Origin of the sequence: Thermosediminibacter litoriperuensis (assembly GCF_008124715.1) — a bacterium.
Classification (GTDB): domain Bacteria; phylum Bacillota; class Thermosediminibacteria; order Thermosediminibacterales; family Thermosediminibacteraceae; genus Thermosediminibacter; species Thermosediminibacter litoriperuensis.
Map to the genome: position 1 here is coordinate 1 of NZ_VNHO01000017.1, position 19,307 is coordinate 19,307.

17 protein-coding genes and 1 pseudogene are annotated in these 19,307 nt (G+C 53.8%); 16 read left to right on the plus strand and 2 right to left on the minus strand.

The genetic code is table 11. The features are described from left to right. Window positions 1–310 (plus strand): transposase (locus LZ11_RS07995; RefSeq protein WP_187695060.1); only part of this gene is annotated, 310 nt, incomplete at its 5' end. Between the two features lie 35 nt (window positions 311–345). Here LZ11_RS07995 and LZ11_RS08000 read toward each other — a convergent pair. Together LZ11_RS08000 and LZ11_RS08005 are read right to left on the minus strand one after the other, a co-directional pair. Next, window positions 346–966 carry a GntR family transcriptional regulator gene (locus tag LZ11_RS08000; RefSeq protein ID WP_148867381.1) on the minus strand — a complete coding sequence of 207 codons (621 nt, stop codon included), beginning with the start codon at window positions 964–966 and terminating at the stop codon, window positions 346–348. 727 nt (window positions 967–1,693) lie between these two features. Then, complete coding sequence (locus tag LZ11_RS08005) at window positions 1,694–1,849, minus strand: PIN domain nuclease (protein ID WP_148867382.1); 156 nt, start codon at window positions 1,847–1,849, stop codon at window positions 1,694–1,696. A gap of 102 nt (window positions 1,850–1,951) precedes the next feature. On the opposite strand from LZ11_RS08005, the gene LZ11_RS08010 reads away from it, so the two are divergent. The 15 genes and pseudogenes from LZ11_RS08010 to LZ11_RS08080 all read left to right on the plus strand — a co-directional run bounded on the left by LZ11_RS08010 (window position 1,952) and on the right by LZ11_RS08080 (window position 19,272). After that, window positions 1,952–2,161, plus strand: a complete 210-nt coding sequence (locus LZ11_RS08010; protein ID WP_148867383.1) for a type II toxin-antitoxin system HicA family toxin — start codon at window positions 1,952–1,954, stop codon at window positions 2,159–2,161. Window positions 2,162–2,199: 38 nt separating this feature from the next. Beyond that, window positions 2,200–2,607, plus strand: a complete 408-nt coding sequence (locus LZ11_RS08015; protein ID WP_148867384.1) for a type II toxin-antitoxin system HicB family antitoxin — start codon at window positions 2,200–2,202, stop codon at window positions 2,605–2,607. Between the two features lie 342 nt (window positions 2,608–2,949). After that, window positions 2,950–3,873 carry an aspartate carbamoyltransferase catalytic subunit gene (locus LZ11_RS08020; protein WP_246110760.1) on the plus strand — a complete coding sequence of 308 codons (924 nt, stop codon included), beginning with the start codon at window positions 2,950–2,952 and terminating at the stop codon, window positions 3,871–3,873. Beyond that, window positions 3,870–5,207, plus strand: a complete 1,338-nt coding sequence (locus tag LZ11_RS08025; protein ID WP_148867386.1) for a dihydroorotase — start codon at window positions 3,870–3,872, stop codon at window positions 5,205–5,207. Before LZ11_RS08020 ends, LZ11_RS08025 begins: the two co-directional genes overlap by 4 nt. A 14-nt stretch (window positions 5,208–5,221) precedes the next feature. Beyond that, entirely contained in the window at window positions 5,222–6,316 is a 1,095-nt protein-coding gene (carA, locus tag LZ11_RS08030; RefSeq protein ID WP_148867387.1) for a glutamine-hydrolyzing carbamoyl-phosphate synthase small subunit, read from the plus strand. Then, window positions 6,295–9,483: pseudogene (carB, locus tag LZ11_RS13030) on the plus strand (carbamoyl-phosphate synthase large subunit). The gene carA and the pseudogene carB overlap by 22 nt, the downstream one beginning before the upstream one ends. Next, window positions 9,467–10,291 (plus strand): dihydroorotate dehydrogenase electron transfer subunit, encoded by an 825-nt coding sequence (locus LZ11_RS08040; protein ID WP_246110761.1) that lies wholly within the window; start codon window positions 9,467–9,469, stop codon window positions 10,289–10,291. Before carB ends, LZ11_RS08040 begins: the two are co-directional and overlap by 17 nt. Before the next feature lie 99 nt (window positions 10,292–10,390). Beyond that, window positions 10,391–11,386, plus strand: a complete 996-nt coding sequence (locus LZ11_RS08045; RefSeq protein ID WP_148867420.1) for a dihydroorotate dehydrogenase — start codon at window positions 10,391–10,393, stop codon at window positions 11,384–11,386. After that, on the plus strand, window positions 11,383–12,093 hold the full coding sequence (gene pyrF, locus LZ11_RS08050; RefSeq protein ID WP_148867388.1) for an orotidine-5'-phosphate decarboxylase: 711 nt from the start codon (window positions 11,383–11,385) through the stop codon (window positions 12,091–12,093). Before LZ11_RS08045 ends, pyrF begins: the two co-directional genes overlap by 4 nt. Before the next feature lie 24 nt (window positions 12,094–12,117). Further along, complete coding sequence (gene pyrE, locus LZ11_RS08055) at window positions 12,118–12,687, plus strand: orotate phosphoribosyltransferase (protein ID WP_148867389.1); 570 nt, start codon at window positions 12,118–12,120, stop codon at window positions 12,685–12,687. A 102-nt stretch (window positions 12,688–12,789) separates the two neighbouring features. Next, complete coding sequence (locus LZ11_RS08060; protein WP_148867390.1) at window positions 12,790–13,137, plus strand: hypothetical protein; 348 nt, start codon at window positions 12,790–12,792, stop codon at window positions 13,135–13,137. Between the two features lie 102 nt (window positions 13,138–13,239). Next, complete coding sequence (gene argS, locus LZ11_RS08065) at window positions 13,240–14,946, plus strand: arginine--tRNA ligase (protein WP_148867391.1); 1,707 nt, start codon at window positions 13,240–13,242, stop codon at window positions 14,944–14,946. Window positions 14,947–15,247: 301 nt separating this feature from the next. Then, window positions 15,248–16,666: a sigma-54 interaction domain-containing protein gene (locus LZ11_RS08070; RefSeq protein WP_148867392.1), complete on the plus strand. Its 1,419-nt coding sequence runs from the start codon at window positions 15,248–15,250 to the stop codon at window positions 16,664–16,666. Between the two features lie 190 nt (window positions 16,667–16,856). Continuing rightward, window positions 16,857–17,498 carry an MBL fold metallo-hydrolase gene (locus tag LZ11_RS08075; protein ID WP_148867393.1) on the plus strand — a complete coding sequence of 214 codons (642 nt, stop codon included), beginning with the start codon at window positions 16,857–16,859 and terminating at the stop codon, window positions 17,496–17,498. A gap of 151 nt (window positions 17,499–17,649) precedes the next feature. Beyond that, window positions 17,650–19,272, plus strand: a complete 1,623-nt coding sequence (locus tag LZ11_RS08080; RefSeq protein WP_148867394.1) for a CTP synthase — start codon at window positions 17,650–17,652, stop codon at window positions 19,270–19,272. The last annotated feature ends 35 nt before the right edge of the window (window positions 19,273–19,307 follow it).

The window sequence follows — 19,307 nt, forward strand, 5'->3', positions numbered from 1 at the left end:
CGTGGAAAAAGCGGAAGATATAAGACACACCCAATGGGGTAAAGAACTATACAAAATGCGCGGCCAGACCATCGAGCGGGTATTTGCCGATGCGAAGGAAAAGCATGGCATGCGCTATACAAATCTACGAGGCTTGAGGAAAGTCGGACATTACCTCACGCTTCTTTTCGCATGCATGAATTTAAAAAAGCTGGCTTTATGGAAGAAAAGACGGGGAACGTTTCCGCCAACAGTCCCCGCTTTACATTCGTTTTTCTTAAAAATTTTCTTCGCCTTCAACAAAAAGCCGCTTTTAGGATGCATAACCTAAAAGCGGCTTTGTCTACAAGCTGAACACCCCATATTTTATGGGGTGTTTAAGAATTCATCGGTTTTCTTTAGGACCTCCTCATTTCCCACCAGCACCAGAAAATCTCCCCCTTTTATTTGGAAATGGGGTCCTGGTGAGAGAAACAGCTCTTCTCCTCTTCTCACGGCTATAATTGTGGCGCCGGTATTTTCCCAAAATTTCAATTCTGATATGGTTTTTCCCACCGCCCTGCTTTTTTCATTCACCCGAACCTCCGCCGGGTTAAAGGCGTTGATATTTCTCAGCCTGTTGGCATACTCAATGGTCTTTATTAAAATTAGCTCGAATCTTTCGTCCAGCCGCCTTCGGGCTTCCAGGAGCTCGGTTAACTCATTTCTAAGGGACTCCAGAGTTTGCTTTTCGTTGAAACGGTCTACGTATTTATACGCGGCCTGCCTTGATTTTACTATTATACCTCTACCCTGCTCCGAAGAAACCACTCCCATATCCTCTAGCAGGGAAACAGCCCGCCGGATGGTTTCGGGAGAAACGTTGTAAAGCCCGGCCAGATTCGACCTCCCGTATAGTTTTTCACCCTCGCTGAATTCCCCCTGGACAATCCTCCTGGCTATATCAAGGGCAATATATTCGTATCTGGGTCTTACCACTTCATTCATTTAAAATACCTCCGGCTTTATTTTATGTTGCTTATCAGTCAAAAACGATTTTCAATAATGCTTATTTTCTTTATGGATTCTAATTATTCTTAAGCCAACGTATCTGTATTCGTATCTTTATGAACCTCCTTCCTGGCCGGATCTCACTTTAGGAGTCGTGCCTGTCGAAATATTTCAAGCATTTGAGGGGAAGATAAGTTTTTTATGATAGCATCTACTTTGATTTTATTTTAGGACGTATATATTATAGGACGTATTAAAAATAAGTTTCAAGAGATCATTAAATAATTACAAAAAATTTTCTGATAAATAAGGGAAAAGTAAAGGGATAAGTTTCATTTTTAGCATAAACAAATTTTGGCCCGGATGCCGATATTATAGAAGGGAAAATTGATACAATGTAGAAACTGTATAAAAAATCTGGCCATATTCAAGTTCTTTTCGCTGCGCCACCACCGAGAGCGAAGGAGGCGCACTGCTTGTTGTACAACTGTCCCGGAAATGTGGGTCAGCTGAAAGGCGACATACAGCTCGGCTGTGCCAATGCTTTTCTTAAGTGCGTTTCAAAGGCAAAAAAGGCTTGAGTATATAATGACAGCCGGACTGGACGAGCTTTTTCAATTCAAGAAACCCAGCTTTACCCTCTCCAAATATGCCATGAAGGAGCCCCCGAGCACAAAATCTGGCTCATGGATGGCAAAAAAGTGTGTCTCGACTGTTTCATCGATTACAGGAGGGAAATAATTATATAAGCTTTTAACTCAGAAAGATCAGTGTTTTCAGTTCGGATATATGGCTGGCCATCAATTATGTCAGGGCATCCGCCAGGCCTTAGTGCTTCAATCCAGATGGAAGTATAAACTAAAAATCGTTCTTTCATCATTGCGCATTTCCTCCAGCATCATGCCATCTATTGCAATATCAATTATCCAAATGCTATTTATATGTGTAGATAACATGTGTATAATATAATTGAAAGGAGTTAATGATAAATGTGAAAACAAAAAATCTCTCTTCCAGAGAAATTTTACAAATACTTTTTGAAAACGGATGGTACATAGAAAGAATCGATGGCTCCCATCACATCTTAAAACACCCCGAGAAAAATAATCCGGTGATTGTGCCTCATCCAAGGAAAGCCCTAAAGCAAGGAACGATAAGATCTATATTTAAACAAGCGGGGCTATTAAATTAACCCATCCCCAAAAAATTTCCGAAAGGAGGTTTAAATCATTGAAGAATAAATATTCATACCCGGCGGTTTTTGAACCTGCGGAAGAAGGCGGATATACCGTTACTTTCCCTGATCTGCCAGGGTGTATTACAGAAGGTGATGACGAAGATGAAGCACTACGCATGGCAGAAGAAGCTTTAGGGCTTTATCTTTATACTTTGGAAAAAGAAGACGCTATAATTCCTGAACCTTCTAACATTGATGACGTAAAAGTTCCAGACGGCGGTTTCGTTAGAATTATAGATATCTGGATGCCGCTCGTGAGGGAACGGATCGAGAATAAAGCCGTTAACCTGACCGTCACCCTTCCGCGATGGCTGAAGGATGCAGCTGAAAAGAAAAAAGTCAATTTTTCGCAGGTGCTTCAAGCTGCGCTAAAGGAATACCTTGGTTTACACGTGCGTTAAACTATAGCCGACCGGCAACCGGGAGTAAGGAGCAGAAATCTGCTCCTTTAATTTTTTCAGGCTGAAAATTTTCAAGATAGTCTACAAGTGATATTATCAAAAAATAGCCATTTGACAACAGCCTGATTATCTGATATACTGGACAAAACAATTAAATAGCAACTGAAAAGGACTCACCTTTAAACTGGTCCCGTGAGGCTGGTAAGGTGAAAAGCTGGAAGGAAAAGTATGTACAGCCTTTCTCCACCTGACGGAGAAAGGCTTTTTTGATGAAGACATTCCCCCCTGCTTTACCCTGCCGTCTCAACGGCGGGGTTTTTTAGTATGAAAGGAGGAAGGGCGTTGTTCAAACACAGGCATCTTCTCGGGTTGGGAAAATTGACGGCGGAGGATATCGCCTACATTCTCCGTTTAACGGCTTCTTTCAAGGAAATTATCGACAGGGATGTAAAAAAGTTCCCCACCCTTAAGGGCAAGGCGGTGGTGAACCTTTTTTACGAGGCCAGCACCAGAACCAGAAACTCCTTTGAACTGGCGGCCAAGTACCTGAGCGCCGACACCATCAGCTTCGCATCCTCGGGGAGCAGTGTGGAAAAGGGAGAGACTCTGAAGGACACGGCGAAGACCCTGGAAATGATGGGGGTCGATGCGATAGTCATCCGCCACGGGTCTTCCGGCGCTGCCGAGTTCCTGAGCCGGCATGTGAGAGTCCCGGTCATCAACGCCGGGGACGGCACCCACGAGCACCCCACCCAGGCCTTGCTGGACATGTTCACGGTGATGGAGAAAAAGGGTACGCTCTCGGGTCTGAAGGTGGCGATCGTGGGCGATATACTCCACAGCCGGGTGGCCCGGTCCAACATCTTCGGTTTTACAAAAATGGGCGCCGAAGTTTACGTGGCGGGCCCGGCGACCCTCATGCCCCCGGATGTGGAGAAGACGGGCGCCCGGCTGGCCGGGACCGTGGATGAAGCGGTGAAGGACGCCGATGTGGTGATGGCCCTGCGGATACAGCTGGAACGGCAGAAAAAAGGGATGTTTCCCACCGCGAAAGAGTACTCCGGGTTCTTCGGAATAAACGGCGAAAGATTAAAACTTGCCAAGCCCGACGCGCTCTTGCTGCACCCGGGTCCGGTGAACAGGGGGCTGGAGCTTTGTTCCGAAGTCGTGGACGGACTGCAGTCGCTAATAAACGAACAGGTAAGGAACGGTGTGGCCGTGCGGATGGCGGTGCTGTATATCTTGATCGGAGGTGGCAGAAAGTGAAAAAACTGCTGAAGGGAGCGAGGGTTTTGGACCCGGCCCGGGGACTGGACGGTGTAATGGATGTGCTGATCGAAGGCGGGAAGATCTCCGCCGTGGATAAAGAAGTCACGGCCGGCGACGCCGAAGTGGTGGACCTCACGGGGCTCGTACTGGTGCCGGGACTGGTGGATATGCACGTGCATTTTCGCGACCCGGGTTTTCAATACAAGGAGGACATCGAATCTGGCTCCAGGAGCGCCGCCGCGGGGGGATTCACCACCGTCGCCTGCATGCCCAATACCAATCCCCCGGTAGACAATGCGGCCCTAGTGAGCTACGTCATTTCGAAGGCCGAAAGAGTGGGGCTTGTCCGGGTACTTCCCGTGGGATGCGTATCGAAGGGCCGGCAGGGGAGGGAAATGGCGGAAATAGGCGATATGGCTGCGGCGGGGGCGGTGGCCTTCTCCGACGACGGAAAGCCCGTAGCCGACAGCTCTTTGATGAGAAGGGCACTGCTCTACGCTTCGATGTTCGACAGGGTGGTAATAGACCACTGCGAGGAACCGGCGCTTTCAGAAGGCGGTGTGATGAACGAGGGGTATATTTCGACTGTGCTGGGCCTTCCCGGCACACCCCGTTCCGCCGAGGAAACAGCTGTGGCCCGGGACATCATACTGGCCGGGGAAACCGGTGCCCGGGTCCACATAGCTCACGTGAGCACCCGGGGTTCCGTGGAACTGATCAGGAGGGCGAAGGCCGAAGGGGTCCGGGTTTCCTGCGAGGTGACTCCGCACCACCTGGTTTTAACCGAGGAAGTGGTGATGGGATACGATACCTGCGCTAAAGTCAACCCGCCCCTGCGCACGGAGGAAGATGTCGAGGCCCTGATTGAGGGGCTGAAGGACGGAACCATCGATGCCATAGCCACGGATCATGCGCCCCACTCGGAGGACGAAAAGGACCTGGAGTTCGACAGGGCGGCCTTCGGTATATCAGGCCTGGAAACGGCCCTGGGGCTGGTGCTGACCTGCCTTGTGACCCCAGGGAAACTGAGCCTTTCCGAAGCCGTAAGGAAGATGACCCGGGAGCCTGCCGGCATTCTGGGCGTTGAGGCGGGCACCCTGAAGCCCGGCAGTTCCGCCGACATCACGGTCATAGACCCGGATAGGGAGTGGACGGTAAATAAATACGATTTTCTTTCTAAAGGAAAAAACACCCCCTTTCACGGGTGGAAGTTGAAAGGTAAGGCCGTAATGACGTTTACGGGCGGTAAAATGGTGTTTAAAGACGCCGCATGGGAAAGGGACCGGAAAGCAAGGATTGTATATAAAACGGGGGGATCACCCCGCCCGTAAAAAGGAGGTCTTCGATGAAAGCCATTCTTGTCCTGGAGGACGGGAGCGCCTTCGAGGGTAAAGCCCTGGGGGCCTCCGGGACCGCGTGGGGGGAACTGGTGTTCAACACCGGCATGACGGGATATCAGGAGGTCATAACCGACCCCTCCTATGCGGGACAGATCGTGATTCTGACGTATCCGCTGATAGGCAATTACGGGACCCGTGATGCTTTTTCCGAGTCCCAAAAACCGGTCCTGCGGGGGGTTGTGGTCCGGGAGGCCTGCGAAAGGCCCCCGGCCGGTGACGATGGGAACCTCGACGACTACCTGAAGCGGTGCTGCATAGTGGGCATCGAAAGGGTGGACACCAGGCTTTTAACCAAAAAAATAAGAAGTTGCGGAGTTATGAAGGCCGTTCTGTCCACCGAGCTGGATGTAAGAGATGCCCGGGAGATGCTTCGCCGGCAGCCCGAATTGGGTAGCCAGGATCTGGTAAAACAGGTCACTTCAAAAGGCGTGCGGGTTTACGGCGAAGAAAACGGGATTCCGGTGGCCCTGATGGATTTCGGGGTTAAACACAACATCCTCCGGTGCCTGGTGAGGCGGAGGTGCAGGGTTACGGTTTTCCCGGCGGATGCACCGGCCGGCTCCGTGCTCGAATCCCGGCCCGCCGGAGTGCTGCTCTCCAACGGCCCCGGAGACCCGAAAAAAGCCGGTTACGCCGTAAATACTGTAAGGGAGCTGCTGGGGAAGGTGCCCGTTTTCGGCATATGTCTGGGGCACCAGATAATGGCCCTGGCGCTGGGGGGAGATACTTACAAGCTCAGGTTCGGGCACAGGGGTTCCAACCACCCGGTCAGAGACCTTAAAAATGGTAGGGTATTCATCACATCCCAGAATCACGGTTACGCCGTGGACGGGGCTTCCCTCGAAAAAGGCGTTGAGGTGACCTTCGTCAACGCTAACGACGGCACGGTGGAGGGGCTTGAAGTACCCAAATTCCGGGCCTTTTCGGTGCAGTTTCACCCGGAGGCGTCTCCGGGCCCCGGTGACACCGAATATCTCTTCGACGAATTCCTGAAACTCGCAGGCGGGGAGGTGCGAAGATGCCGAAGGATCCTTCAATAAAGAAAGTCATGGTTATAGGTTCGGGTCCCATCGTTATCGGCCAGGCCGCGGAATTCGACTACGCCGGCACCCAGGCCTGCCTTTCTTTAAAAGAAGAGGGCCTGGAAGTGGTGCTGATAAACAGCAACCCCGCCACAATCATGACCGATTCCAACATTGCCGATAGGGTGTATATAGAACCCCTCACCGTGGAATTTGCCGCGGAAGTCATACGCCGCGAAAAGCCCGACGGTCTTTTGCCAACCCTGGGCGGCCAGGTGGGGCTCAACCTGGCGGTGGAGCTGGCGGAAAGCGGAATACTTGCAAAAGAAGGGGTTAAGCTGCTCGGCACCCCTCTTTCGGCCATCAAAAAGGCTGAAGACAGGGAATTGTTTAAAAGGTTGATGCAGGAAATAGGAGAACCGGTGCCCGAAAGCCGCATAGTATACAGCCCGGAGGAAGCCGTGGCTTTCGCCCGGGAGGCCGGCTTTCCGCTGATAGTAAGGCCCGCGTATACCCTGGGCGGCACCGGCGGGGGCGTGGCCTTCAACGAAGAAGAACTCCTGGAGATTACCGGCCATGGACTGAAGCAGAGCCGCATACACCAGGTACTTCTGGAAAAGAGCCTGCTGGGGATGAAGGAGATAGAATACGAGGTGATGCGCGACGGCAACGACCAGTGCATTGCCGTATGCAACATGGAGAATGTGGACCCGGTGGGCATCCACACCGGCGACAGTATAGTGGTGGCGCCAAGCCAGACACTGTCCGACAGGGAATACCAGAGGCTGAGGGCGGCTTCGCTGAAAATCATAAGGGCCCTGGGCGTAGAAGGCGGGTGCAACGTGCAGTTTGCCCTGGACTCAGAAAGCGGCAGGTATTACGTCATCGAGGTAAACCCCAGGGTAAGCCGGTCCAGCGCCCTGGCCTCTAAAGCCACGGGTTACCCAATAGCAAAGATCGCCGCCAAAATAGCCGTGGGCCTTTGCCTCGACGAAATTAAAAATCCCGTGACCGGCAAGACCACCGCATGTTTCGAACCGGTACTGGACTATGTGGTGGTTAAAATGCCCCGCTGGCCCTTCGACAAATTTACAGAGGCCGACAGGGTCCTCGGTACCCAGATGAAGGCCACGGGAGAGGTCATGGCCATAGACAGGACTCTGGAGGGGGCCCTGATGAAAGGGGTAAGGTCCCTGGAACGGGGCGTGATAGACCTGTCTTTAAAGGGTATGGATGCCTTATCTCTGCAGGAGATAAAAGATAAAATTTCCAGGGCTACCGACGAGAGACTTTTTGCCTTAGCCGAAGCCCTGCGCCGGGGTGTGAACCTCGATGAAATTTGCAATTTATCCGGGATCGACAGGTTCTTCCTTGAGAAAATGAAAAACATCGTAAACATGGAGAACAGGCTTAAAGAGGAGAAATTGACGGGAGGGCTTTTGAAGGAGGCCAAACGGATGGGCTTTCCGGATGCCGTCATAGCAAAGCATGCCGGTTGTGCGGAAGAAGAAGTAAGAGTACTGAGGGGAAAATTCGCCATCAAACCCACATATAAGATTGTGGATACTTGCGCGGCGGAATTCGAAGCACAGACGCCTTATTTTTACTCTACCTTCGAAGAAGAAAACGAGGCCGTGCTCGAAGACAAACCCACAGTCGTCGTAATAGGGTCCGGCCCCATAAGGATCGGGCAGGGCATAGAGTTTGACTACTGCTGCGTGCATTCCGCCTGGGCCGCAAAAAGAAGCGGTTTCAGGACGGTCGTCATTAACAACAACCCGGAGACAGTCAGTACCGACTTCAACATCGCCGACCGGTTGTATTTCGAGCCCCTGTACATTGAGGACGTTATGGCGGTGATAGAAAATGAAAAACCCCTGGGTGTTCTGGTGCAGTTCGGCGGGCAGACGGCCGTAAATCTGGCCGGAGAGCTGGAGAGGCGGGGGATATAAATACTGGGGACCGCCGTGGAATCCATAGATATCGCCGAGGATAGGGAAAAATTCGACGCCCTCTTGAGTGAACTTGGCATACCGCGGCCCAAAGCTGGAGCCGTAAGAAGCACCGCCGAAGCCCTGGAGAAAGCAAGAGAGATAGGTTTCCCCATGCTGGTGCGGCCCTCCTACGTATTGGGCGGCAGGGCGATGGAAATAGTATATAGTATTGAAGAATTGAAGGCGTATATGCAGGAAGCGGTAGAGGTTTCACCGGAAAGGCCCGTGCTCATCGACAGATATATATACGGCACCGAAGTGGAAGTGGACGCGATAAGCGATGGCGCCGAAGTGCTTATACCCGGCATCATAGAGCACATCGAACGGGCCGGGATCCATTCCGGCGACAGCATAGCAGTATATCCTCCCAGGACGTTGACCGAAACGGCGGTTAAAAAAATAGTTGACTACACCACCGGGATAGCCCGGAAACTCTACGTCAGGGGGCTGGTGAACATTCAGTTTGTAGTCCGGGGGGAGGATGTGTACGTAATTGAAGTAAACCCGCGCTCAAGCCGTACGGTGCCTTATCTGAGCAAGATTACAGGTATCCCGATGGTTGAGGCGGCCACCAGGATAGCTCTCGGCGCCACCCTTTCGAGCCTTCGGCTCAAAGGGGGCCTGGCGCCGGAACCCGGTTTTGTGGCGGTCAAAGCCCCGGTGTTTTCCTTCTCAAAACTCCGCCAGGTGGAGACCTCCCTGGGGCCGGAAATGAAGTCCACCGGCGAGGTGCTGGGCATCGACAAGACCTTTGAAAAGGCGCTGTACAAGGCGTTTACCGCCGCTGGATTAAAAATACCCTCCGGCGGGGTTATTCTCGCCACGATCGCCGACCGGGATAAGCCCGAGGCCGTAAAACTTCTGAGAGACTTTCAAAACCTGGGCTTCGACATCTATGCCACGGCGGGCACCGCCCGGGCTCTCGAGGCTGCGGGGGTAAAGGCCCAAGTGGTGAACAAGGTCAGAGAAGGGTCGCCGAATATAATGGACCTGTTTCGGGAGGGCCGGGTGGATATTGTGATAAATACCCTCACCAGGGGGAAGGCGCCTGAACGGGACGGCTTCAAAATCCGGCGGGCCGCCGCCGACGACGGCATTCCGTGCCTCACTTCTCTGGACACCGCCCGGGCCCTTTACAGGGTGATAGAAGCCACCGGCATGAGGGTGACGCCGATTGGAAAGGAAGGGTGATATTCTGGCCGGTTTACTGTTCTCAACAAAAGTGATTCAAAATGTATTGATTGCCTATGACATATATCATATGAAGATATGCTGCCCGGAGGTGGCCGAAAAGGCTGCGCCGGGCCAGTTTCTGCACATTCGATGCTCCGACGGGCCGACTCCACTGCTCCGGCGGCCCATAAGCATCGCCGGAGCAAATGAAAAGGACGGGACGGTGGAAATGGTGTACCGCGTGCTGGGGGAGGGAACGCGCTTGATATCTCAAAAGAAAGCCGGGGAAATCCTTGACGTAATGGGTCCGCTGGGCAGGGGGTTTCCCGTGCCTTTAGACGCCGTAGACCCCGTCCTGATCGGCGGAGGCGTGGGCGTGGCCCCGTTGCTGTACCTGGCCCAAAAGATCGCCGGCCCCCTTTCACGGTCCGGAAGATCCGGAGCCGCCTTCATAGGGTTTTCCACTGCCGGAGAGGTTTTCGGGGTGGATTTCCTGAAATCCTGCGGATTTACTGTGTTTTTAACTACCGACGACGGCACAGCCGGTCAAAAAGGAGTTCCGACGGAGGCGTTTGAAAACTGTATAAAGGGACATGAGGTGCAAAAGCAGTTTGACATCGTATACGCCTGCGGCCCAAAACCCTTCCTGGCAAAGGTAAAAGACGCGGCGGTCCGGGGAAAAATCCCCGCATACCTTTCGCTGGAGGAGCGCATGGCCTGCGGAGTCGGGGCATGCCTTGGATGTGCGGTAAAATCCGCAGGCGAGGGATATAAAAAGGTGTGCAGGGACGGACCGGTGTTTGAGGCGGGAGAAATACAGTTGTAGAATGGAAAAATGCGGTCGGGAAAACCTTAAGGGTTTCAAAAGGATTTAGAGAGGAGAAGCGCTTTGAACCGGGACAAGCTTTCGGAGCCATGCCCAAAAATGGAATACATTCGTAATTGTGCAGTTGACCTTTGCGTTGAAATAGCGGGGATTTCCATGAAAAACCCGGTCATGGTGGCTTCGGGCACTTTCGGGTTCGGAGAAGAGTATGCAAAAATTTACGACATAAACCGGCTGGGAGCCGTGGTTACCAAAGGGATCACCCTTTTACCGAGGCACGGCAATCCGCCGCCCAGGCTTTGCGAGACCCCCGCCGGCCTCCTCAATTCCGTGGGCCTGGAGAACCCCGGCGTTGAGAGGTTTATCAGAGAGGAATGGCCCCGCCTTAAAAAACTCCCGGTGCCGGTTATCGTCAATATAGATGGGGATACGGTGGAAGAATACCGTGAAATTGCAAAGCGGCTGTCGGAGTTAAACGGCCTTGCGGCTCTGGAAGTAAACATATCGTGCCCCAATGTGGAAAAAGGCGGCATTGCCTTCGGTCAGGACCCCGGCAGCGCCTATGAGGTGGTAAGGGCCGTAAAGGAGGCGGCTACGCTCCCGGTAATAGCAAAACTTTCCCCTAACGTCACAAGTATTCAAAAAATAGCAGCGGCGGTGGAATCGGCCGGAGCGGATGCCGTATCTCTTATCAACACCGTTTTGGGCATGGCCGTAGATATCGACAGACAGCGGCCCGTATTTAAAAGGATTTTTGCGGGGCTCTCCGGTCCCGCCGTAAAGCCCATAGCCCTCCGCATGGTATGGGAAGCCTATGAAGCGGTGAAAATACCTGTAATCGGCATGGGAGGCATCAGCACATGGCGCGATGCGGTGGAATTCATCCTGGCCGGGGCTTCAGCCGTGGCGGTAGGTACCGCCGGTTTTATCGACCCTGAAGCGCCTTTAAAAATCATCGACGGCCTTGAGAAATACCTGGTCGAATGCTCGATATGCGAAAGTGCTTTAAAAACCTCCGGCGAAGACAAGACAATAAAACTCCGGGACATTGTCGGCCTGGCCCACAAAAATTTTACGGAAGGAGATTTTTCATGACCCAAGATTTTTCGAAAGTGATTATAGCCCTCGATACCCCTGATGAGAATAAGGCGCTGGGCCTTGTCAGGCTTTTGAAAAACCGGATACGCGTGTTTAAAGTCGGGCTGGAACTTTTCTGCTCCGCAGGCCCGGCCGTAATAAAAAAGATAAATGCGGAAGGGTGCCGGGTCTTTCTTGACCTGAAATTTCACGACATTCCCAACACCGTGGCCGGTGCCGCCCGGGCGGCGGTGCGTTCCGGCGCCTTTATGTTCAACGTGCATGCGTCGGGCGGAAGGGAAATGATGCAGAAGGCCCGCGAGGCTGCCGAAAGAGCTTTTATAGAAAAGGAAAATCATCCGGAAAGGCCCAAAATTTTGGCCGTCACCGTGCTGACCAGCCTGGACGACCGGGACTTAAGAGAAATGAATATCACCGAATCCTCCGCCGGTCAGGCGGTACGGCTGGCGAAGCTGGCCCTGGCTGCGGGCATGGACGGCGTCGTGACGTCACCCGGGGAAATAGAGGCCATCAGGAATGCCGTGGGGAAGGATTTTCTCATAGTGACACCGGGGGTGCGCCCGCCCTGGGCCGGCACCGGTGACCAGAAAAGGGTGGCGACTCCAAAAGAAGCTTTAAAAGCCGGGGCCGACTATATCGTCATCGGCCGCCCCGTTACCGCCGCTCCGGATCCCCTTGCCGCCCTGGAAAGAATTTTTGTTTAAATTTTGTGATTGGAGAGAATCGCTGTGACACAGGAACAGATCAGGAAACTTTTTACCGAAACCGGTGTCCTGCAGACCGGCCACTTTATCCTGACCTCCGGCCGGCACAGCTCGAAATACCTCCAGTGCGCCCGGCTCCTCCAGTATCCCACTGCTGCCGAAAAGGCGTGCCGGGAGCTGGCGCAAAACTTCAAGGATATGGAGGTTCAAACAGTGATCGGCCCCGCCCTTGGCGGCATAATCGTTTCGTACGAAGTGGCGAGAGCGCTTGATGCACGCGCCCTGTTCGCAGAACGGGAAAACGGGCGAATGGTCCTCCGGCGGGGGTTTGCCCTCAAGCCCGGCGAAAGGGTGCTGGTCGTGGAAGACGTGGTCACCACCGGCGGTTCCGTAAAAGAAGTCAGCGAGTTCGTAAAATCCTGCGGCGCCGAAGTGCTTGCGGTGGGGGCCCTCGTAGACCGGAGCGGAGGAAAGGTGGATTTCGGCGTGCCCTCCCGTTACCTTCTGAATCTCGAGGTGGAGTCATACCTCCCGGAAGAGTGTCCTTTATGCGCTCAAGGCATACCGGCGGAAAAGCCGGGAAGCCGAAGTTAAAAAGATGGAAAGCAATGGCTGAAAAATAGGTTTGGCAAACCAAATACGCAGGTCCCTAATCCCTCCTCCCTGCATAATATAGATTAAGAGGGGGGATTTTTTATGAACTGGGCCTGGCTCAGGTTTATCGGAAACATCCTCACCAACGAGGCCGTAATGGAACCCCTCATAGCGGCCGTTCTCGGCTACGGCATAAGCGTGTACAATAAAAACCGGCGGTACCGCATGATAATGGACATTACAGCCGACGTGGTGGACTACATCGAAGAACACTACAAGGAATGGGGCCTGAAGGGCAGCGCCAAAATGGAAAAGTTCCTAGAGATATTTACCAAGGAATTCAAGAAACAGCTCGGGCGAAAGCCGAAAAAAGAGGAACTGGAGACGGCCATGATAAGGGCCGAAGCTCTGGTGCAGAGGGCCAGGAGGGCCTCCAAAACCGGAAAGTAACCCGCGCGGCCCGTCTACCTTTATGTTGCATAAAATTCCATAAAAATATATAATAGTAGTATGCGGCGGCGTTAACTATTCTGACAATTTAGGAGGTTTCTTATGAAGGACGTCAAGGCAGAGATACAGGATAAGCTGAAGGAACTGACGGTGTCCGCTCTCAAGAAGGCCGTTGACGAAGGGGTTCTGAACCTTGCTAAAATTCCGGATTTCAACATAGAGGTGCCTCAGGCTGAAGCCCACGGCGATTTTGCCGCCAATGTGGCGATGGTGGCGGCGAGGGAGGCAAAAATGCCGCCCAGGAAGATCGCGGAGATAATAAAGGAGCGAATGGAAACCACCGGCACCGGCGTAGAGAGGATTGAAGTGGCCGGACCGGGTTTTATAAATTTTTACCTTTCACCCACCTGGGCCCACGGTGTAATCCCGGTAATCCTAAACGAAGGCGACGCTTACGGTCGCCAGGATATCGGGAAGGGCAAAAAGGTGCAGGTGGAGTTTGTCAGCGCCAACCCCACGGGCCCCATGCACATGGGCAACGCCAGGGGAGCCGCTCTGGGGGACGCCCTGGCGTCGGTGCTGGAAATGGCCGGTTACGACGTCACCAGGGAATTTTATATAAACGATGCCGGAAACCAGATTGAAAACTTCGGGCTCTCACTGGAGGCAAGATACCTGGAGCTTCTGGGCTATGAAGGCCGGATTCCCGAAGGGGGATACCACGGGGAGGACATAAAAGACCACATGCGGGAACTGATAGAGAAGGAAGGCGACCGCTTCCTCCACGTGGACCCGGCCGAAAGGAGAGCCTATTTTATAGAGTACGCCCTGAAAAAGAACATAGATCGCATGAAACGGGACCTTGAAAACTTCGGCGTCTACTTTGACGTATGGTTTTCCGAAAGGAGCCTTCACAATGAAGGTAAGGTACAAGAGGTCATCAGGCTCCTTACGGAACGGGGATATACCTACGAAAAGGATGGAGCCCTTTGGTTCAAAGCGACGGAATTCGGAGTGCCCAAGGACGAGGTGCTCGTGAGACAGAACGGTGTACCGACATATTTTGCTTCGGACATAGCCTACCATAAGGATAAATTCGACCGGGGTTTTGAATGGGTCATAGACATCTGGGGAGCCGACCATCACGGCCACGTGCCCAGGATGAAGGGAGCCCTGGCGGCTCTCGGGTACGACCCGGAAAAGCTCACCGTTATAATAATGCAGCTGGTGCGGCTTTACAGGAACGGAGAAATCGCGCGCATGTCCAAGCGCACCGGACGGGCGGTGACGCTGGCGGACCTGGTGGAAGAGGTGGGGAAGGATGCGGCCCGGTTCTTCTTCAACCTTAGGGGTGCCGATACCCACCTGGATTTCGACCTGGACCTGGCGGTCAAGCAGTCGGAGGAAAACCCGGTGTACTACGTCCAGTACGCCCACGCGCGCATAGCCAGCATCTTCAGGCAGGCCGCCGAGCAGGGCGCCGCCGTGCCCGAGGTCCGGGATGTGCCCGCCGGAGATCTGGATAGGCTCCTTTCGATGCTGACCCAGGACACCGAGGTCCAGCTTATTAACAAACTTGCGGATTTTCCGGGAGAGATAAGGGTAGCAGCGTCCACTCTTTCACCCTACCGCATAGCCAATTACACGCTGGAACTGGCGGCGGCTTTTCACTCCTTTTACAACGTATGCCGCGTGCTGACCGGAGACCCGGACCTGACCACCGCAAGGCTCATGCTGGTAAAGGCGGTGCAGCAGGTCCTGAGGAACGCCTTCAGGATCCTGGGCATTTCTGCTCCCGAGAGGATGTAATGTAATTCAGGATAGCGGATAATACTACCAACTTTCAGCCCCGGCGGAAGGGTAACAGCAAGGCCACCTTAGAATTCGACCGTCGCCGCTCCCGGTAAGGGGCGAGCGAAGCCGGGCCGGAGCGCAGGAGGCGCGGAGAGAGGGACGCGGCAAGGATGCCGCATTCCCGCGGTGCCCGGCAGAGCGCAGCACCGAGCCCTGGAGCGGTCAGGGAGAATTCTCGGGTGCCGGATGTTACCCTCCGCATCGGGGTGCTGAAGAGACGTACCGTATTCCATTGAACTTCGAAGGGAGGGGGAAATTGAGCGAGCTTGAAGCCGTGAGGGCTCAACTGGAGCTCCTGCTTTCCCACGTGGAAGAAGGGGTCCACATAGTGGACCACAGGGGGATCTCCGTATATTACAACAGAGCCGCTTCAAAGATCGAGGGTCTGTCGCCCTCGGAGGTGCTGGGCCGCCACTTGCTCGACGTTTTTCCCTCCCTCTCCGAAGAAAACAGCACGCTTCTCAAGGTGTTGAAGACCGGAGAGCCGATTTACGACCAGGAACAGACCTTCACCAACTACAAAGGAAGAAAGATCACCACCATAAACAGCACCCTGCCGGTAAAGGTGAACGGCAGGGTGATAGGAGCTATGGAGATTTCCAGGGATGTGACCTCGGTAAGGGACATGTCCGAGCGGATTACGGACCTGCAGGCCATCCTGTACGGCCGGCAGGTAAAGCCGGACCTGAAGAAAAACGGCACCTCCGGTTACACCTTTGACGATATAGTGGGCAGGAGCGAGGCCATCGTCGAACTGAAAAAGCTGGCTTCGAGGGCGGCAAAGAGCTCCATACCCGTGCTTGTCTGGGGAGAGACCGGCACCGGCAAGGAACTCTTCGTTCAGGCCATACACAACGAAAGCCCCAGGAAAAACAAACCCTTTATACCCCAGAACTGTGCGGCCCTGCCCGGGACCCTGCTGGAGGGCATCCTGTTCGGGACGATAAGGGGAGGATTCACCGGGGCCGAGGACCGGCCCGGCCTTTTCGAGCTGGCCGACGGGGGCACCCTATTCCTGGACGAAATAAACACAATGCCCCTGGAGCTTCAGGCAAAGCTATTAAGGGTGCTGCAGGAAGGGACCATACGCCGCATAGGCGACACCAGGGTGCGTTTCGTCGATACGCGGGTTATAACGGCCTGCAGCGAGGACCCGGTGGAAGCCGTACAAAAGAAAAAGCTCAGGGAGGACCTGTTTTTCCGGATAAACGTGGTATCTTTAAGGATCCCTCCGCTGAGGGAGCGCAGGGAGGACATACCCCTGCTGGTGGACCACTTCATAAAAAAGTTCACCGGGGAGGAGAAAGAGGTCAGGGTTTCCGACGAGGTCATGAAGATTTTCTTCGATTACCCCTGGCCCGGCAACGTCAGGGAGCTGGAGCACGCCATAGAGGGCGCGCTGGTCATAATGGAGGGAAACGAAATACAACCGGCTCACCTTCCCATTCAGATAAAGGCCCATTTTTCGCCTCAGAAGGGGCGTATCGCCTGCTACGACAACCTGAACCTGAACGACGCCCTGGAGAGGGTGGAGGCGGACCTGATCAAAAAAGCTTTGGAAAGGTCAAAGGGCAACATCTCCAGTGCCGCCCGGATGCTGGGCATTCCGCGGCAGACCCTGCAGTACAAGCTGCGAAAGCTAAAGGGAGAGGACGGTGACCTTTCCAGGAATTAGCTTATCAGGAAATGGTTAAAATAAGAAAAGTCGAGCAGGAATTTAGCGATTTTCCAAGAATATATAATTAGCATTGCACCATATGTATGTACAGAGGCGAATTGAGTGCGAAAATACCAAAAGAAATATATATCGGCGTTGATAAATCAAGGTTTGCTTGAAAAGCCTTGAAAGAAAGGGAGGTTTTATTGTGAAAATTAGGTGGTTCGGCCATGCGTGCTTCCTTCTCGAATCCCAGACCGGGACCAAGATAGTAACCGACCCCTTCGACGGGAGTGTGGGCTATAAAATACCCAAGGTCGAGGCCGACGTGGTCACCGTAAGCCACGACCATTATGACCACAATTACGTGGAGGCCGTGCAGGGAGACCCGACTATAATCAAGGCCCCGGGAGAATACAGCACCGGAGGTGTGACCATCAAAGGCATCCCCGCCTTTCACGACGAAGTGAAGGGTGCTAAAAGGGGCCCTGTGGTGATATACGTATACGACGTAGACGGCATAAGGGTCTGCCACGTGGGCGACCTGGGCCACCTGCTCACAAAACTCCAGGTGGAGGAAATCGGCAGGGTTGACGTGCTGTTACTGCCGGTTGGAGGTACGTTCACGCTGGACGCCGAGGGTGCCGCTGCCGTAATGGAGCAGCTTTCCCCGAAGATAACCATCCCGATGCACTTCAAGACCCCGGCCGTCAGCATGCCCATAGACCCGGTGGATAAATTCCTAGAAAAGGTTGGCGGCGGGGAATACCTGGAGTCCAACACCGTCGAAATCACCGGTGAGGACCTGAAGGCGGAAGGCCGCAGAATCCTGGTCCTCAAGTATGAATAGACATTTCGCACGGGGGTAAAAGCAGTGGCGAGTACCATCACCGCTGCTTTTTATTTGGGGCGGCAAGGCTATTGACAATTAACTTTGCAAATGCCTAAAATAAAATGTATGGCCTTTTTTATGTACGGAATTTTCTCAAGGAGGACTTATAATGGGGACCAAGTTCATCTTCATAACAGGAGGAGTTGTTTCATCCCTGGGCAAGGGCATTACCGCGGCGTCGCTGGGGCGCCTTCTCAAGAGCCGGGGTCTTTCGGTATTCATGCAGAAGTTTGATCCATATATAAACGTGGACCCGGGGACTATGAGCCCCTACCAGCACGGAGAGGTGTTCGTGACCGAGGACGGCGCGGAGACGGACCTGGACCTGGGGCACTACGAGCGGTTCATAGACGTCAACCTGACGAGAGACAGCAATGTCACCACGGGACAGATCTACTGGTCGGTCATAACCAAGGAGCGGAGGGGGGATTACCTGGGGGCGACGGTACAGGTAATCCCGCATATAACCAACGAGATAAAGGAACGGATTACCAGAATAGCCCGCAAATCATCTCCTGACGTGGTCATCACCGAGATCGGCGGCACGGTGGGTGACATCGAAAGCCTCCCGTTTCTGGAGGCCATAAGGCAGATCAGGACCGATCTCGGCAAGGACAACGTGCTCTACATCCACGTGACCCTGGTGCCGTACCTTTCAAGGGCCGGGGAACTGAAGACCAAGCCCACCCAGCACAGCGTAAAGGAGCTCCGGAGCATAGGTATACAGCCTGACATTATCGTCTGCCGCTCCGAAAAGCGCTTATCCGAGGAGCTCAAAGAAAAAATCGCTCTTTTCTGCAGCGTGGAACCCGAGGCGGTGGTCCAGAATTACGACGCCGACAGCATATACGAGGTGCCGCTGATCCTGAAAAAAGAGGGCCTTGATGAGGTGGTGGCCAGAAAACTCGGATTGGACGGCAGAAAAGCGGACCTGACCGAGTGGGAAGCGATGGTCGAGAGGGCCAAGAATCCTTCGAAGCGGGTCAGCATAGCCCTGGTCGGCAAGTACGTGGAACTTCACGACGCATATCTGAGCGTGGCCGAAGCCCTCTACCACGGCGGCATAGCCAACGACTCGCGGGTTGACATAAAGTGGGTGCACTCTGAGGACCTGGAGGATGACGGTATAGACCTGGAGGAAGTCTTCTCCGGTGTCGACGGCGTGCTCATCCCCGGCGGCTTCGGCGACAGGGGCATAGAGGGCAAGATTAAGACCATAAGGTACGCCCGGGAGAAAAAGATACCGCTCTTCGGCATCTGCCTCGGCATGCAGTGTTCGGTAATCGAATTCGCCCGCAACGTATGCGGCCTGGAAGGCGCCCACAGCACCGAATTCGACCCGAATACGCCCCACCCGGTGATAGACCTGTTGCCGGAACAAAAGGGTATAGAAGCCAAGGGCGGCACCATGCGCCTGGGGCACTACCCCTGCCGCATTACCCCGGGCACGAAGACCATGGAGGCTTACGGGGAAGAGATGATCGAGGAGCGGCACCGCCACCGCTATGAGTTCAACAACGACTATAAAGATGTGCTTACAAAGGCCGGTATGGTAATTTCGGGACTTTCGCCCGACGGCAGGCTGGTGGAAATAATAGAGCTGAAGGACCACCCCTGGTTTGTGGGGACCCAGTTCCACCCTGAATTCAAATCCAGGCCCAACAGGCCTCACCCCCTATTCAGGGACTTCATAAAAGCCGCCCTGCAGTATAAAGAAAATAAACTGAAATAAAAAAGCTGGAAGCGCTATGCTCCAGCTTTTTTATA

Excerpts from the sequence above, each read along its gene's own strand:
- LZ11_RS08000 (WP_148867381.1), bottom strand. The coding sequence starts at position 966 with ATGAATGAAGTGGTAAGACCCAGATACGAATATATTGCCCTTGATATA.
- LZ11_RS08005 (WP_148867382.1), bottom strand. The coding sequence starts at position 1,849 with ATGATGAAAGAACGATTTTTAGTTTATACTTCCATCTGGATTGAAGCA.
- LZ11_RS08010 (WP_148867383.1), top strand. The coding sequence starts at position 1,952 with ATGATAAATGTGAAAACAAAAAATCTCTCTTCCAGAGAAATTTTACAA.
- carA (WP_148867387.1), top strand. The coding sequence starts at position 5,222 with ATGAAAGCCATTCTTGTCCTGGAGGACGGGAGCGCCTTCGAGGGTAAA.
- LZ11_RS08045 (WP_148867420.1), top strand. The coding sequence starts at position 10,391 with ATGGAATACATTCGTAATTGTGCAGTTGACCTTTGCGTTGAAATAGCG.
- pyrF (WP_148867388.1), top strand. The coding sequence starts at position 11,383 with ATGACCCAAGATTTTTCGAAAGTGATTATAGCCCTCGATACCCCTGAT.
- LZ11_RS08060 (WP_148867390.1), top strand. The coding sequence starts at position 12,790 with ATGAACTGGGCCTGGCTCAGGTTTATCGGAAACATCCTCACCAACGAG.
- argS (WP_148867391.1), top strand. The coding sequence starts at position 13,240 with ATGAAGGACGTCAAGGCAGAGATACAGGATAAGCTGAAGGAACTGACG.
- LZ11_RS08080 (WP_148867394.1), top strand. The coding sequence starts at position 17,650 with ATGGGGACCAAGTTCATCTTCATAACAGGAGGAGTTGTTTCATCCCTG.